This window comes from Exiguobacterium sp. s161 (assembly GCF_018619045.1).
GTDB classification, from domain to species: domain Bacteria; phylum Bacillota; class Bacilli; order Exiguobacteriales; family Exiguobacteriaceae; genus Exiguobacterium_A; species Exiguobacterium_A indicum.
The window spans coordinates 311,421-326,421 of sequence record NZ_JACSNH010000003.1; the positions used below are offsets into that span (position 1 = coordinate 311,421).

Sequence of the window (15,001 nt, forward strand, 5' to 3'; positions counted from 1 at the left end):
AACAGAAAGGAAGTGAGGAGATGCGGCGAAGCAGGTGGCCATGTTAAGTCCGACGATCACTCATTTTGTGGATCCTGATTGAAGCCAGTAGTTCGTTCATTCCAGCATATGTGATTGAACGTTTTTACTGGGAAGACCGAGGAATGAGTATTGCCGACGTCGTCATCGCAGAAATCGTCTTTGCTTGGGTCATGTTGATTGGTGAGATCCCGTTCGGTTTGTTATCCGACCGGTGGGGTAGAAAGCCGTTCATTCTGGCTGGTTTCGTATGTGAGTGGTTATCGTTTACGGTGTTGCTTGAAGCCTACTCATTACCTGCTTTCCTCTTGGCGATGGCCCTTGCTGGCATTGGTAGCGCAGCACTTAGTGGAGCGCTTGAAGCCCACGTCTATGAAACATTGCGCATGCATAGGAGAGAAGAGCGATTCGAGACGGTCTGGCGAGTGATTTCAATCGGTGGTTTGTTGACGTCTGGACTTGCGGCACTCGTCGGGAGTTACGCCGTGCGATCGGTAGACTTGATCTGGCACTATCACGTGTCTTGGTGGGTTTTGCTCGGAACAGTACTCCTGACGTTTTTCTTAAAGGAAGCATCGCGAGAACAAGACGGAGAGACGAGTTCGTTGAAGACATTGCTAAACGGTTTTTCGTTTCGACGCGTCTACGTCCGAATTCTTTGTCTTGTCTTGTTATACGGGGCGACGATTGATTTCGTTGATGAGTTTTGGCAACTCTATCTACGGGATCAAACGATACCGATGGTCCATTTCGGATTCGTCTTCGTGTTATTCCAAATCATGCAGGCGATTGGTGCGTCCTTATCTCGGTTCCGATCGCCCGTCGGATGGGCGATGATCTATATCGTGTGTCTTGCCGGATTGTCGGTTGCCTCTCCGCTCGTCAGTATCGGTTTACTCGGTATGCTGTACTTGTGCTATGGCTGGGCTGAGCCTTATGTGACCACTGTCATCCAAGATGTTGCGCCGACAAATGGACGCGCAACGTTTACGTCGCTGATCTCAGTCATTGAACGTTTAGCTGTGCTTGGAACCGGTACGCTATTCGTCTTCGTCGAACGTGTCTTCTCGCTTCAGATGACCTATGCTGCGCTCGGTCTCGTCTCACTTATATTGCTTCTGTTGTATAGTGTGACGCGAACGCGTCAGAACTGAATCAAAAAAAGGACAAAGGTGCATTGACCTTTGTCCTTTTGACTGTCATTTATTACGACACGTGTCGTTGCTCCTGAGAGGAACGTGCCAATACCTGGCGAGCCGGTTGCCACATCAACAAAGAGAGGGCTCCTGCGAGCGCATAGACAAGCTCGATCGCAAACAAATCGGCAAGCCATCCGAACAATAGACTGCCGAGGCAGAAACAGAGTGCATAAACGGTTTGTTGCACGCTATAGACATACGGTAACCGTTCGAGTGGTGTCGTCTTTTGCAACAACGTATTCAGCTCAATCGCCCGGACTTGACTCGCAAACCCTTGGATCAGACAAGCGATCACGGCAAGTGTGACGATTGGAGCGAAAGCAAACAAGAAGGTCGCAACAATCGAAAAGCCGATACTACGATAAAGCAACGAACGCGTTCCACGACGACGTAACATCATGTAACTACCGGCGATCATGCTCAGCAGATAGAAGGCATTTAGAATGCCCCACCAGCGTTCCGATAGCTGGAAATGTGTATCGATGTAGACGAGGAACAGAGCAGAAATCCAAGCCGTACTGACGAACGCATCGATTCCGACGAGATACGTGTTGGCTTTCGCGAAAGGATGCGTTCGCGTGTAGCGAATACTCGACCGGAAGGAAACGTCTTCCCCTTCCATCGAAGGGTCGGGTAGAGAGCGGACGCTTCGATAGAACAGATAACTGATGAGACTCGCACCTAAAAACAGACCAGCCGAGACGGACAAGACGGAAAGCGGCGATAACCAGCTGACCAGAATGGCACCAAGCGGCCACATGATGAGCTGAATCACTTGATTCGAACCTTGTACGAGACTGTTAGCTTTTTGGACATCCTGACACAGTCGAGGGATGAAGGCACTTTCGATCGGACGAGCAAATCCGTCGAAGAAGGCAATACACCCAACGAGCGCGAGGACGAGCGGCAGTGGTAGATCAAACCCCCAGATGACGCCTAAGAGAATCGTCTTGAGGAGTTGACTGCCGAACAACAAGGAGGCATGGGGAACACGTTGAGCGACTTGGGCGAATAAGAAGCCGCTTCCTGTCATGCCTGCTGTGACGAGAACGGGAAACAGGGCAGCGAGACTCGCTTGCCCTGTCGTTTGATAGATCATCGCGATCAGGGAGACGATATAGAGCGCATCTCCCGCATTCGCAATCCATTGACTGACCAATAAAAGCGTAAACCGGTTCATTCTGAATGACCTCCATATCGTACGTATTTAATTAGGAGTGAAAATTCAGAATGACTTACATTGGACGCCCTCATTTCGTGTTTTTTTTAGTGTAAGAGGAAAAAAATGGATTGTCAATCAGAATCGTGATGAGATTTCAGTGCAACGGGTGTAAAGGGATCAACCATCGACGTCGCGGCAGCTTCGTCTTGAGCACGAGATGCCGATAGCTTGATTGGTTTTAGTTGCTGGCGGAATCGGAAAGCCCGTTCGAGTCGACTCATGAATAGATTGCTGAAAAAGACGACTAATGCTAGTCCAATTAGTGGAACGAGGAACATATGGTTGAGCCACGACGTCGCCGAAAACTGATTGTAGTAATAGCCAAACATCGACGACCATTCAAAGATCGTTGGAGCAGTTCCTACATGTAAATTAACTGTTCCTGCAAAGAAAATATCAAAGAGCGATAAGTGGACGAGTAACATCAACGTTTGGATGAACTGTTGCATAAAAACGATTGTCAACGTTGGAACAAGATGTGGCCAAATATGGCGTCTGAACCTATGCCACGGACTGCCACCAAGCGTCTGTGCGACAATCATGAACTCTTGACTAAGTAACTGGCGGGTCTCAGCAATCAGATAAAGCGATAAAGAGGGGAGACCAAGCAAAATCAAGACAATCAATTCAAACGATACACGATCAAAAAGTGGTGGGATAGCAGTCGAATCAAAGAACGTAAGTGATGGAAGCAAAATGAGCAACGCGACAAGAGAGAGCGGTAAAACTAAAAATCCATCAAGAATAAGTTTTAAGTATCGATTGACGCGAGCACTTCTAAAAGCTAGCGGAATCGCAATCACTAGCGAAAGAAACATTCGACCGAGCGCAACAATCATACAAATACCGGCTGTCCATTTAAATCCTTCAATCATCAATTGAAAGAGGTCATAGCCAGAGCGGTCTGTACCGAGCCATTGATCACTTGACGGTTTTAGTGGTGACGTCGCAAGGAACGTACCGTCTTCAGCATACCGGTTCGAGATTTGATCGACTTGACCATCACGGAAGATCGTATTTCCAAAACTAAGGAGCAGTAAACCAGTGAGTAAAAATAAACATAGCCAGAAGACAGGATCTCGCATCAAAGTACGACGCATCAAATCCCCCCTTTCCAGGCGTTAGGAATAAGCCATTCTGCCAACAAATCAATGATGAAAATCGGCAGATAGATTAAGAACAAGATGACCATCAAAATCGGCATTTGTCCATTATAAAAGACGAACCGGAACATACCTTGCACTTCGAACGTGTATTCAATGATCACGAGACTCGATAAGACCGTAATGATGTTCGCTCGGAAAAACAGATAAAACCGATAGATCATTGTCGGAATCAAATGTTTCCAGAAAAGAGCGGCAGGACGAATGCCTTTAGCCCGTGCGAGTTCAAGGAAAGGAGCAGCTTCCTGTTCGAGTACTTGCGTCGTTAACCATTTGATGAAGAAGAATAGTGTTGTCAACGTTAGCGTAAGAATCGGTAAAAAACGAATGTACTCAGCATAGGATCCCGCAATTTCGATTTTGTCATACCCGGTCGTTTTAAACAGATAGAGGACAAGGAATTGCGAAAGAATGATCCAGAACAGATCCGGAACCATCTCAAGCGTCCGAGTCGTTTGTTTCAGCATCATGCGTGTTTTGCGACCACTCCGATAAAACAAATAAGCATAAAAAATCGCACACACAGCGGAGACCAGCATAGCTGTCGTAAAGATAATCAACGTCTCTTTAATGAATGGACTGATGGTAGGAAGCAACAAGAATTCCTTTTGAGCGGTTACGTTGAAATAGGTAATCTCATCAAGTTTCGTTAATTGAGCAAATTGTTGCTTCAGACCTTCCCAGTAGCTTGCTGGGTTGAATTTCATTTGCGCGACAAGCGCCGGAAGGGCGCTGATCGCAATCAAGACAAAAAATGCCACGATAAGCTGAATTGATTTTCGGGCGATAAACACCATGAGGCGAAAAACTCCTTTCTTTGGATCCTCATCCGATGGCGAGGATCCGGTCATTGCCAATTTGGATCAACTGACTGTTCATATGTTTCCGGCGCAGTACGTAGCGTTCGAACTGTTGCGTCGCGATGAACGAATCGCGCGTCGAGACCGTCGAAAGGGTCATCAGGACATGTTTTAATTGCGGTTGTCCTTCTTGTAACGAGAGATGTGTCATCCGGTTTGCTCCGTCGAGTCGATTCAAGAACAGTTCAATCTTACAGCCCTCCTTGATTAATTCACTGATCAGGAATGCCGCTTGTTCGATGAACGTCTCAAATTGTTGGTGGAGTCCGTAACCGCTCGGGGCAGATAAGTTCAAGGCAATCGTAAACGTATCTTGATTGCTCGTTTCGAATACTTTTGCCTGCAAGCGACCGGTCTTCGCCGTCGCATACCAATCGATCTCTTTTGACGGTTCCGCCGTATAAGGTTTTGCACCGAGTTGAACCAGTTTGTTCTTGAGCGGTGAGTAACGGTCCGGTCGATCACCGATTCGTAAACGCTGTAAGAGAAGCGGCGTCGCTTGCGCTGTCAAGGACGGTAAGACTGTAAACGACGGATATGTATCGAACGTAAAGAGATAAACGCCCATCTTCCAGGGCAGGCGAATCGTCAAGATGATCTCATCGAACTCGGCTGGTCCGCGGCGAACCGTCTGAATCGGGATCGTCACTGCCTCTTCAGAGTCAATTACTGCATGAAACGTCGCCGGATGTAGTGGGTCCATCTCCGGGAAAATGACTCCGCCATCCGTGTGCAAACGAAGTGTCGCTTCGAGTCCGAGTTGACTCAAGGATTCGACGCCGAAGACTTGCAAATGGAGCGACGTCTTCTCCTGGTTGAACATCAATGATTCATAATGTTTCCATTCGATTGCGACATCCCGTCGGAGCTGCTTTTCTGTTCGCCCGACGACGAAATGAATCGTCGCCAAAGCTGCGAACAGAAAACCGAGGACGGAAAGACGCGGAATGAAGAGAAAGATGAACGTCATCGTGACGTACAGTGGAAAAAGTCGGCGTTCAAGCCAAAACGGGACGGAACGTTCAATCTGCATGATTCGTCACCCCATCTCGACCGGAACCGGCACGTCGTCCAGAATATGCGTCAAAACAGCCGCTTTCGTCGTCTTGATTCCACCTTCGAGTGTCAGTGTCAGGCGATGGGATAGGACGTGTTTTGCAAGATATTTGATATCTTCCGGGATGATGAAGTCGCGTTGATTCAAGAACGCGTAGCTTTGCGAGGCGCGAAGTAATGCAATCGCTCCACGCGGACTGACGCCGACTTCAATGAGTTCATGGTTTCGTGTCGCTTGGACGATATGGAGCAAGTAATCGAGCACGTCTTGTGATGCATGGACGCGGCGTGCCTCTTCCTGCCAGGAAATCAAGTCACCACCTGACGCGATGCCGACAGCTGACCGACGGACGTTCGTCAGAATCTCAGACAATAAGCGCCGTTCGTTCTCGAAATCCGGATAACCGACTTCAATTGCGACCATGAACCGGTCGAGTTGGGCGTCCGGTAGTGGGAACGTTCCTGCCGATTCGATCGGGTTTTGTGTCGCGATGACAAAGAATGGGGCTGGCATCTGATAGGTCGTTCCACCAATCGAGACCTGACGCTCTTCCATCGCTTCAAGCAGTGCCGATTGTGTCCGCGGAACGGCACGATTGATCTCATCGATCAAGACGACGTTCGCAAACAAGGGACCGCGTTTATTCTCGAACTCTTGCGTCTTTAAATTGAAGAAGTCTGAACCAATGACGTCTGATGGGAGAAGATCCGCCGTGAACTGGATCCGCGAAAAGGCACTCTCGAAGCTCTGAGCGAGCGCTTTGGCGAGCATCGTTTTCCCTGTTCCCGGTACGTCTTCAAGGAGAATGTGTCCTTCAGCGATGAGTGCCGTCAGACAGAGATCGATGACGTCCGGTTTACCGAGATAGATGGAATTGAGTTGGTCTTTTAATTGTTGTAGTTTCATAGGAAATCCCTCCAAGGTCAAATGGTTGAGTAGCGTGCTAGTTGTTGTTCGAAGCGTAAAATCTCATCGTCCGTGACGATTGTTTCCGACATGTCACCGTAGCGGATATCCCGATATAACTGAAAATCGACAGCGACTTCAATCCGACGTAACCAGTCTTCAAGCGTTTCGTTCGGACGACGTTGCTGACTGCGCGGTAACTGATGCTCAAAACGAATGACGAGATCACGGACACGTGAAGACGAATACGATGCATATAGGTAAGGTGATTTTCTTAAAGAAGCAGGACGAAAGATTGATTGAGCGAATGGAACGTCATCCGTTACCTCTCCTGTAGACCTGCGCCGTTTTTTCACGCGGCGCGACTGAACGAGTTTCCAGACCATGAAACTAAACAAGCTGATTAAAATGATGTATTGCAGATAAGAAAGTGGAGAGTCAGATACATTTGCTTTGAGTGATTTCCATATTTCTTTCGGGCGAGGAATACGTTCGATTTTGTCTAATTCTTTTCGAGTAATACGTTTCGACATGATGATTGCGTCATTTTGTTTTTTTTCAGGTACTCCTTCAGCAAGATGTTCTTCTGAGACGGGCTTAACAGGATCCGGCATGATGTAATGCGTATAGACGTACGTCGTGACGGTTTGAAACAAGAACAGACCAATCAAAATGACACCAAGCGACATGATAAAGCGTTGCCGTAACACAAGCGATCCTCCTTCCTGTTTTTAAGGAAAAAATATCCATATGTACTTAGGAAGATTTTAGCATACACGCTTAACAAATAAAAACAATTTTCTGAAAATAAAGACAAGGTGAGACGATTCATTTTCAAGTGGTGAGGGTATGATGGAATCAGTGGTTGTTGAAAGAGAAAGGGTGTTTTGTATGAAATTGATTATTTTTGGAGCGACGGGTCAAACGGGGCAAGAACTGGTCAAGCAAGCGATTGATCACGGGCATGAGGTCACAGCGTTCGTCCGTAGTCCGGAAAAACTGACACTACGTGACGAACGGTTACACGTCGTTAAAGGCGACGTGCTCGATCAAGAAGCGGTGACGGCTGCTGTTGCCGGGCAAGAGGCTGTCCTGACGGCTCTTGGCACTGAGAGTCTTGCATACAGCGGCTTTTTAGAACGGAGTCTCGTCCGGATTGTGACAGCGATGAAAAAACAGGGGGTAGACCGGATCGGTTATGTTGCGTCTGCCGGTGTTGATGATGAATTACCGGGTGTACAAGGGATGCTCGCTCAGCGGATTCTGAAAAATCCACTGAAGGATCACCGCCAAGCGATCGCGCTTTTGCAACAAGCGGATTTGAACTATACGGTGGCCCGACCACTCCGTTTACTGAACGGTCCGTTGACGGGGCTTTATCGTCAAGCAGATACAGGTGTACCGGAAGATGCGAAACAAATCAATCGCGCAGATGTGGCGCATTTCCTCTTACAGGCAATCGAGACAGAAGATCATATCAAATCGAGTGTCGGTTTAGCAGAATGAAGAAAAAAGGACTCTCCCATATACGGAAGAGTCTTTTTTGATTGCTTATTGTTGACGATAGACGGAGACTGAACCACCATTGACGAAGAATTGACCGTAGCCATCTTGATTGATCGTGACCGACTTCGTGTTGTTTCCAGTGATGTCTGTCCAAACTTCTCCTTTGTTCTGAAGCCCGACGTACATCCACTTGCTACCGCCAGGACCATCTGACAGAATCGTCGCAAGACCTGATTTCGCACGGTCTGAGACACCTTCACGTGTCCAACCGATGATGTCTTGGTTATCGAGGTAATCATTTTGTTTCCCGAACGCGAAGTCCTTCCGTGCTTTAAGTAACGGATCAATCTTCGAAGCGAGTGCTGGAATTTCGCGATTCGACGTACCCTTTGTACCATAGTAGTCACCATAGAAGACCGACGGATAGCCTTGTTCGCGTGTCAGAATCATCGCGTAAGCAAGCGGTTTGAACCATGACTGAACCGTTGATTCAAGCGATTGTCCAGGCTGCGAATCATGGTTCTCTACGAGTGTGACGGCTTGGACTGGATTGCTCTTGACGAGAGTACCATCAAAGATCGTCCGCATGTCGAAATACCCGCCGCCTTTACTTGCCTGTTCGAACTTATAATGAAGCGGTGCATCAAAGACGGATTGTTGATAATTCGTCCGGCTTAAGTAGTTTTGCAACGTGCCGAGATCGTTCTGCCAGTACTCTGCGACTGTAAACAATGGTTTGCCCGTCGTCTGACGAACATTCGCGAGCCAGTCCGCTAAGTAACCGTGTTTGATATGCTTGACGGCATCGAGACGGAACCCATCAAGACCAAGTTCGTTGACGTACCATTTACCCCAGTTCTTCATTTCTTGCTGGACTTCTGGATGATCGAAGTCGAGATCCGCATACATCAAGTAATCGTAGTTGCCATTTTCAGTTGAGACATCCGTATCCCACGCTTTACCGGTACCGCGGAACTTGTAGATGGCACTCTTAGAACGTGATTGATCCCAGTCCGTGCCGTCGAAGTGGTACCATTTCCACTTGAAGTTCGAGTAGAGGTTATTTCGTGCTGCAAAATTGAAACCCGTCCATGCCTGGATTTGATAATCGCCAGAGACTTCTTGATTACGGTTACCCGGGTTGACTTCGACTACCGTGACGGCTTCCGTGAAATCGGCGCCACCTTTATGGTTCATGACGACATCACCATAGACATCGATTCCAGCGGTATGCAATTGTCCGATCGCCGTTTTTAATTGCGCCTTTGTGCCGTATTTCGTACGGACCGTTCCTTTTTGATTGAACTCACCTAAATCGTATAGATCGTAGGCGCCGTATCCGACATCATTTTGCGAGGTACCTTTGTAAGCAGGGGGAATCCAGACCGATGTGATTCCGAGCTGATCAAGCTTTGTTGCGTCACTCCCGAGACGGTTCCAATGGTTACCGTCATTTGGCACATACCATTCGAAATACTGCATCATCGTTCCGTTGTCTGCCGTTGCGCCGACTGCAATCGGTTGCGCAAGTGGCGCTAAAAAAGCAGCGGATGCGACGGTTGCTAAAATCCATCTTTTTTGTTTCACGTAAAGACCTCCTTATGATTTGTGAAAGCGCTTGCATTATTTATTATAGGGAAGCTTCAGACAGGAGGAATATCGTCCCGGATTCTTATTTGTAAGTCTCTTTTGTTCGTGACTTTTGACCCTAGAATATTTCTTCTGAAGAATTATTTTGATGAGATTAACGTCATGAATGAAAAAAATCAGGACCATCTAACCGTTGCCTTTCGATGAATATTCTGAACGACGACTCACCTTTAAAAAAGCAGGTCTATCGTCCATCTTCCACCAGGAATGGATTCGGTGTGAAAATGAGCGTGTAACACCAGCTCTCATACATACCATTTAAGGGGGAACACACATGAACTGGAAGTCAAAGGTCACAGGTGCGCTTGCCGCAACACTTGCACTCGGGTCAATCGTATTTACACCGGTCACAGCAAAAACAGTTGATCCAAAACAAGTTTCAGCAGGTCCGCAGATGGTCACGTCACAATCGACGATCGATGCGTACTATCTACCAGCAGCGGGGAAGACAGGGGCAGCGTTGAAGGCATCGCTGCACGATATCATCGACAACCATACACAAGTGTCATACGACACGGTATGGACAGCACTGAAAGAAACGGATCAAGATCCAAATAATGCGAATAACGTCATCGAGTTATACACGGGAAAATCGATTGCGAAAAGTAACAACGGTGGGAATGTCGGTCAATGGAATCGTGAACATGTCTGGGCAAAGTCGCACGGTGACTTTGGTACGACGAACGGTCCTGGAACAGACTTGCATCACTTGCGTCCGGAAGACGTCGTCGTCAACAGTGCACGTGGGAATCTTGACTTCGACAATGGCGGTACGAAATACAGTGGTTGCGATTGCTACCGTGATGGCGATTCGTGGGAACCACCGAACCGTGTCAAAGGTGACATCGCGCGGATGATTTTCTACATGGCGGTTCGTTATGAAGGTGGCGGAGAAATCGATCTCGAAGCCTCAGAAAACGTCAATAATGGTACGAACCCGTTACATGGCAAATTGTCGACGCTGAAAGCATGGAATAAGCTTGACCCAGTCGATAGCTTCGAGAAACGTCGCAACGATGTCATCTTTGAGAAGTGGCAAAAAAACCGGAATCCATTCATCGATCATCCGGAATACGTAACATCAATTTGGGGAAATTGATGACGAGTCAGTAAATAGGAAAGGGGCTGACTCAACAGTCAGTCTCTACAAAGATAGGGGTGGCAGAATGATGATCTGCCACCCCTATCTTGTAACAAAAAGAATGACGCGTTTCACGCAACTTCTACAGGACAAAGCGCATCTTTGCGCTGTCAGAGACAAATAAGACCCGCTTTCCTGCTTGAATGAAGCAGGAAAACGGGCTTGTGTCTCGCCTGAGGAAAGGGCGTGAAAAGACGCGTCATTCTTTTTTGAGTCAGCCTCTTTTCATGGAGTCCGAACCTGTTGTGCTGAAACTTTTTCGGATAACCATTCGTATTGCCTACCGTAAGTTATTTTTTAGTAGAGAGGTCGTACGGTATGATCAAACGCACGTTTAACAAGCGAAACATCAAATGGATGGTCGGTGGGGGGCTCGTCGCTTGTGTCGCCTTCTGGTACAGTGTCGGTATTTTCGTCAACAAAGGGGAGCGACCACTCGCTGATGGAACGTCACCGTATGTCATCGTCCTCGGCGCTGGTGTCAAAGGAGAAAAACCTTCGCAAATCCTACATAACCGGATTCAGGCAGCTGCGGCATATGGGAAAAAACATTCAGAAGTCCGCTTCATCTTAAGTGGTGGACAAGGTCCGGATGAAGATATTTCGGAAGCAGAAGCGATGCGACGCGGAATGATGGCGTCCGGGATTGCTGAAGAGCGATTGATCCTTGAAGCCGACTCGACATCAACGACAGAAAATCTAAAGTTTTCAAAAGCGTTGTTGCCAAAGGACGTCCGACGCGTCTCAATCGTCACGTCGGATTTCCACTTATACCGTGCTCGAAAAGAAGCACAGCAACTTGGTTTACAGACGGATGCGATTCCGGCTGAGACGCCACTTTCAGGAGTCCTTCGATTCGGAATGCGCGAACGCGTTGCGATTGTTGTTCAATTCCTACGCTAAAAACCCCGACATGCTGAACATGTCGGGGCGAAAGAAGAAGTGCATTGAATGATTAGATGCCTTCACCTTTATGTTTTTCCTCGGAAGATTGAGAATCATTTGCTTGTTTGTCGGAAGCATCATGCTCAGCAGGTGGTTCTTCTTTGCCGAGTGCGACATCCTTCGCTTCGACGACTTTATTGCTGATTGCATTCAAGTCACCTTTCGTCTCATTTACTGTCTCTTTCACCGTCGAGGCATCTGATTTCACCGTTTCAAGCTCTGTGTTCACTTTGTCATAGACATTTTGAACGTCAGATGCGACTTCTTGAATGATGCTTGAAGCACTCTTCACTTGATTGATGACTTGTGATGCTTTACCTGACGGATCTTCCTTAATAGAAGAAGCGAGGGTAGAGACGGAATCTTTCGCCCCCCGTAAACTCTGTTTCGTATTTTGGCGAGACGAAGAACTAAGTAGCGTCAATAGACCGCCGACAAGGGCACCGAGCAACATCCCTGTGACGAGATTGATTTGACGACCTGATGATTCTTCCTGATCGAACTGGCGATTCGGATGTTCTGCGTGTGCTGCGTGTGGATCATGTTGAAGCTTCGGTTCCATGATGAACACTCCCTTGAGATAATATTTAACCATGATATGGATATACCCTTGTGAGTGAATAAAAAACATTTAAAAATAACATGTATTTGAAATGAATATAAAAAAGACCATCGTGATATGATGGTCTAAGAGGTTCATTTGTTGGATGAATCATCATCATTTTCGTGACGAAGTTTTCGGTTGATTTCATCATAATCGATTTCGATATCATCTTTGTTGCCTTTGTAGCCATATCCTTTCGAAATGACGATGATCGAGGCGACCAAGACGAATACGATGATGAGAATGGAGACGACATATAACCACATAGTCCACTCCTCCTTTCGTTCACTTTCTAGTATGACGGAAAACGCAGCTTCCGTCTAAACGAAATTGTAGGTTGTGTGCTAAACTGATGTCAGATAAACATGTTAAACGGAACGAGGTGACGGCGTATGAGTATTTTGGTCGTAGATGATGAGTTAACGAATTTAATGCTCCTAGAGCGATTGTTAGAAAATGAAGGCTATGACGTCGTCAAGGCGATGAGTGGGGAAGAAGCAATCGAATTAATGGATGATCCGTTATTCATCGAACAGTTGGACGTCGTTCTCCTCGACGTCGAAATGCCGGGGATCAGTGGAATCGAGGCGACACGTTTGATTCGAAAACGGTTTGGTCTTGATGAATTACCGATTCTGATCGTTTCCGGGCGATCAAACGAAGAAGATATCGTTGATGGACTGAATGCAGGGGCATCCGATTATACGACGAAACCGATCCGAAAAACGGAATTGCTCGCGCGAGTTCGTAATGCGATCGGTCTGAAGCAAGCAATCGATGCGCGAAAACGCTATGAAAAAGTATTACAGGAAGACTTTGATTTGGCGCAAAAACTGCAACAGAGTGTGCTCAGTGCGAATATCGAAGACGATGAGATCCGCATCATGGCGACGTATATCCCGTCTAAGAAATTAGCGGGAGATATGTATGCCTGGTATCGCATCTCTCAGAATAAATATGGCATCATCTTGTTTGACGTCATGGGACACGGTGTCTCTTCTGCGCTGATCACGATGGGGATGAGTTCGATCTTATTTGAACTCGTGCACCGAATTGGTGATCCAGCACAAGTACTTGAAGAATTGAATCAGCAGATGAGTCGATTGTTCCCGGGAGACGAGACAGAAATCTATTTCACTGCCGTTTACCTTTACATCGACCTAGATGAGATGAAGCTCAGCTATGCGAACGCAGGGCACCCACCTGGTTTGTTACGCATGAATGATCAAATCATTCCGCTTGAGAATACGGGCCTTCCAGTCGGTATGTTCGAAGACTCGACCTATACGAGCAAGACGATCGATATCGTCTCACCAGGATGTGTTTACCTCTATACGGACGGTTTCATGGAACTCTACAGTAAAGGTATTGATGAAGGGATCCACGCTATTCAAAACTTGATTGAACAACAAGGACCGAATATCCATCAGTTGATTCAACCAGATCAGAGCGATGAAGCGGATGACCTTTGTCTCGTGACAGTCGAGATTAACTAAAGCGCAATAGAAAAAGACTAGGTAGCAGATACTTCCGCTACCTAGTCTTTTTTGTATGAAACCATACAAGGTCTAGAAAAACCTTCTACGCCATAGGATAAATGCTGCAAGGCCTGAGAAGAAAATCATCATACCGAAAACAATCCAGAATCCGATGACTTCTCCTTCCCATGGAACGTGGACGTTCATCCCGAACATCCCGGAAATCATCGTCGGAATCGAGATGACAATCGTAATCGAGGCAAGGAACTTCATGACGAAGTTGACGTTGTTCGAGATGACAGAACCAAACGTATCCATCGTCGAACTGATGATGTCTTTATAGATTTGAGCCATCTCCATCGCTTGTCGGTGTTCGACGAAGACGTCTTCCAGTAAATCTTCATCATCTTCATGTTTCTCAAGACTCGGAGTCTTAATGATTCGGTCGAGCACACCATCGTTCGATTTCAAGGACGTCATGAAATAGACCAATGATTTTTGAAGGTTCATCAATTGAAAGATTTCTTGATTTCGCATCGAACGTTGAAGTTCTTCCTCAAGTTCGTCCATACGACGATCGATTTGACGTAGGAAACGTAAATACGAGGAACTGACTTTATAGAGAATCTGGAATACGAAGCGCGATCGGTAATTCGTCCGGAATCCTCGCAACTTACCACTCGAGAATAACGTCAGGACATCGAGCTGTTGCGAACAAACGGTGATGAAATGACGGGATGTCACGATGATACCGAGCGGAATCGTATTATAACGGCGTCCTGATGATTCTTCTTCGATGTAGGGAACGTCGACGATCATCAGTAGACCTTCTTCATCTTTTTCAAAACGTGGTTTTTCTTCCACGTCCAAAGGGTCATAAATGAAATCCTCTGGAATATTCGTAGCAGCGATGACTTGGTCGGCTTCGTCCTTTGTCGGATTGACAAGATGGATCCAGGAACCCTTCGTGAACTCCTGTATCTCGTTGACTGCCCCGGTGACATCGCTTCGATAAATCGTCAACATATTGTCTATCCCTCCTGCTCTTCACTGTCTCATTATAGAAATAGAAACGATGGCGTGTAAATGATTCTCCGATTTTTTTTTACGAAGATTAGTGATAAGATGAAAACAGAGGAGGGGAAGACATGCCTTTTTTTAATGACGAATTGTAATATTAAGTGCAACACCTAGCTGAAAACACAAAAAAACCCATAACGACCTCGTGTAGAATAGAGTTACCACACAAAAT

General features: G+C 46.9%; 15 protein-coding genes. 5 read left to right on the top strand and 10 right to left on the bottom strand.

The genetic code is table 11. The annotated features are described in order from the left end of the window. Positions 1 to 65 precede the first annotated feature (65 nt). A complete protein-coding gene (locus KNQ14_RS11150; protein ID WP_214747711.1) occupies positions 66 to 1,172 on the top strand; it encodes an MFS transporter in 1,107 nt (368 codons plus the stop codon). 52 nt (positions 1,173 to 1,224) lie between these two features. On the opposite strand, the gene KNQ14_RS11155 is transcribed toward KNQ14_RS11150, so the two are convergent. From KNQ14_RS11155 to KNQ14_RS11180, 6 genes are all read right to left on the bottom strand, one after another. After that, positions 1,225 to 2,397, bottom strand: a complete 1,173-nt coding sequence (locus KNQ14_RS11155) for an MFS transporter (RefSeq protein WP_214861031.1) — start codon at positions 2,395 to 2,397, stop codon at positions 1,225 to 1,227. Between the two features lie 113 nt (positions 2,398 to 2,510). Next, a complete protein-coding gene (locus KNQ14_RS11160) occupies positions 2,511 to 3,539 on the bottom strand; it encodes an ABC transporter permease (protein WP_214861033.1) in 1,029 nt (342 codons plus the stop codon). Next, positions 3,539 to 4,399, bottom strand: coding sequence for an ABC transporter permease subunit (locus KNQ14_RS11165; protein WP_023467647.1), 861 nt, complete (start codon positions 4,397 to 4,399; stop codon positions 3,539 to 3,541). The genes KNQ14_RS11160 and KNQ14_RS11165 overlap by 1 nt, the downstream gene beginning before the upstream one ends. A 28-nt stretch (positions 4,400 to 4,427) precedes the next feature. Beyond that, a complete protein-coding gene (locus tag KNQ14_RS11170; RefSeq protein WP_214861035.1) occupies positions 4,428 to 5,495 on the bottom strand; it encodes a DUF58 domain-containing protein in 1,068 nt (355 codons plus the stop codon). A gap of 6 nt (positions 5,496 to 5,501) precedes the next feature. Next, positions 5,502 to 6,425: an AAA family ATPase gene (locus KNQ14_RS11175; RefSeq protein WP_029341157.1), complete on the bottom strand. Its 924-nt coding sequence runs from the start codon at positions 6,423 to 6,425 to the stop codon at positions 5,502 to 5,504. Positions 6,426 to 6,442: 17 nt separating this feature from the next. Then, complete coding sequence (locus KNQ14_RS11180; RefSeq protein WP_214861037.1) at positions 6,443 to 7,135, bottom strand: hypothetical protein; 693 nt, start codon at positions 7,133 to 7,135, stop codon at positions 6,443 to 6,445. A gap of 181 nt (positions 7,136 to 7,316) precedes the next feature. On the opposite strand from KNQ14_RS11180, the gene KNQ14_RS11185 reads away from it, so the two are divergent. Continuing rightward, on the top strand, positions 7,317 to 7,931 hold the full coding sequence (locus tag KNQ14_RS11185) for an NAD(P)-dependent oxidoreductase (protein ID WP_023467651.1): 615 nt from the start codon (positions 7,317 to 7,319) through the stop codon (positions 7,929 to 7,931). A 45-nt stretch (positions 7,932 to 7,976) separates the two neighbouring features. Here KNQ14_RS11185 and amyS read toward each other — a convergent pair whose 3' ends face one another. Beyond that, positions 7,977 to 9,518, bottom strand: a complete 1,542-nt coding sequence (gene amyS, locus KNQ14_RS11190) for an alpha-amylase (protein ID WP_214861039.1) — start codon at positions 9,516 to 9,518, stop codon at positions 7,977 to 7,979. Positions 9,519 to 9,855: 337 nt separating this feature from the next. On the opposite strand from amyS, the gene KNQ14_RS11195 reads away from it, so the two are divergent. Both KNQ14_RS11195 and KNQ14_RS11200 read left to right on the top strand, forming a co-directional pair. Next, a complete protein-coding gene (locus tag KNQ14_RS11195; RefSeq protein ID WP_035398221.1) occupies positions 9,856 to 10,680 on the top strand; it encodes an endonuclease I family protein in 825 nt (274 codons plus the stop codon). 360 nt (positions 10,681 to 11,040) lie between these two features. Beyond that, positions 11,041 to 11,625, top strand: coding sequence for a YdcF family protein (locus KNQ14_RS11200; RefSeq protein WP_081637419.1), 585 nt, complete (start codon positions 11,041 to 11,043; stop codon positions 11,623 to 11,625). 52 nt (positions 11,626 to 11,677) lie between these two features. On the opposite strand, the gene KNQ14_RS11205 is transcribed toward KNQ14_RS11200, so the two are convergent. Both KNQ14_RS11205 and ytzI read right to left on the bottom strand, forming a co-directional pair. Continuing rightward, complete coding sequence (locus KNQ14_RS11205; protein ID WP_023467655.1) at positions 11,678 to 12,229, bottom strand: hypothetical protein; 552 nt, start codon at positions 12,227 to 12,229, stop codon at positions 11,678 to 11,680. Between the two features lie 134 nt (positions 12,230 to 12,363). After that, positions 12,364 to 12,537: a YtzI protein gene (gene ytzI, locus KNQ14_RS11210; protein WP_023467656.1), complete on the bottom strand. Its 174-nt coding sequence runs from the start codon at positions 12,535 to 12,537 to the stop codon at positions 12,364 to 12,366. 126 nt (positions 12,538 to 12,663) lie between these two features. Between ytzI and KNQ14_RS11215 the strand changes: the two genes are divergently transcribed. Further along, on the top strand, positions 12,664 to 13,767 hold the full coding sequence (locus KNQ14_RS11215; protein WP_058712912.1) for a PP2C family protein-serine/threonine phosphatase: 1,104 nt from the start codon (positions 12,664 to 12,666) through the stop codon (positions 13,765 to 13,767). A gap of 72 nt (positions 13,768 to 13,839) precedes the next feature. Here the strand turns inward: KNQ14_RS11215 and KNQ14_RS11220 are convergent, their stop codons facing one another. Continuing rightward, complete coding sequence (locus KNQ14_RS11220; RefSeq protein WP_023467658.1) at positions 13,840 to 14,775, bottom strand: magnesium transporter CorA family protein; 936 nt, start codon at positions 14,773 to 14,775, stop codon at positions 13,840 to 13,842. Between the last annotated feature and the right edge of the window lie 226 nt (positions 14,776 to 15,001).

Bases quoted from the DNA above. Each gene is read 5' to 3' on its own strand.
- KNQ14_RS11155 (WP_214861031.1), bottom strand. From the start codon at position 2,397: ATGAACCGGTTTACGCTTTTATTGGTCAGTCAATGGATTGCGAATGCG.
- KNQ14_RS11160 (WP_214861033.1), bottom strand. From the start codon at position 3,539: ATGCGTCGTACTTTGATGCGAGATCCTGTCTTCTGGCTATGTTTATTT.
- KNQ14_RS11165 (WP_023467647.1), bottom strand. From the start codon at position 4,399: ATGGTGTTTATCGCCCGAAAATCAATTCAGCTTATCGTGGCATTTTTT.
- KNQ14_RS11170 (WP_214861035.1), bottom strand. From the start codon at position 5,495: ATGCAGATTGAACGTTCCGTCCCGTTTTGGCTTGAACGCCGACTTTTT.
- KNQ14_RS11175 (WP_029341157.1), bottom strand. From the start codon at position 6,425: ATGAAACTACAACAATTAAAAGACCAACTCAATTCCATCTATCTCGGT.
- KNQ14_RS11185 (WP_023467651.1), top strand. From the start codon at position 7,317: ATGAAATTGATTATTTTTGGAGCGACGGGTCAAACGGGGCAAGAACTG.
- KNQ14_RS11195 (WP_035398221.1), top strand. From the start codon at position 9,856: ATGAACTGGAAGTCAAAGGTCACAGGTGCGCTTGCCGCAACACTTGCA.
- KNQ14_RS11200 (WP_081637419.1), top strand. From the start codon at position 11,041: ATGATCAAACGCACGTTTAACAAGCGAAACATCAAATGGATGGTCGGT.
- KNQ14_RS11205 (WP_023467655.1), bottom strand. From the start codon at position 12,229: ATGGAACCGAAGCTTCAACATGATCCACACGCAGCACACGCAGAACAT.
- ytzI (WP_023467656.1), bottom strand. From the start codon at position 12,537: ATGTGGTTATATGTCGTCTCCATTCTCATCATCGTATTCGTCTTGGTC.
- KNQ14_RS11215 (WP_058712912.1), top strand. From the start codon at position 12,664: ATGAGTATTTTGGTCGTAGATGATGAGTTAACGAATTTAATGCTCCTA.
- KNQ14_RS11220 (WP_023467658.1), bottom strand. From the start codon at position 14,775: ATGTTGACGATTTATCGAAGCGATGTCACCGGGGCAGTCAACGAGATA.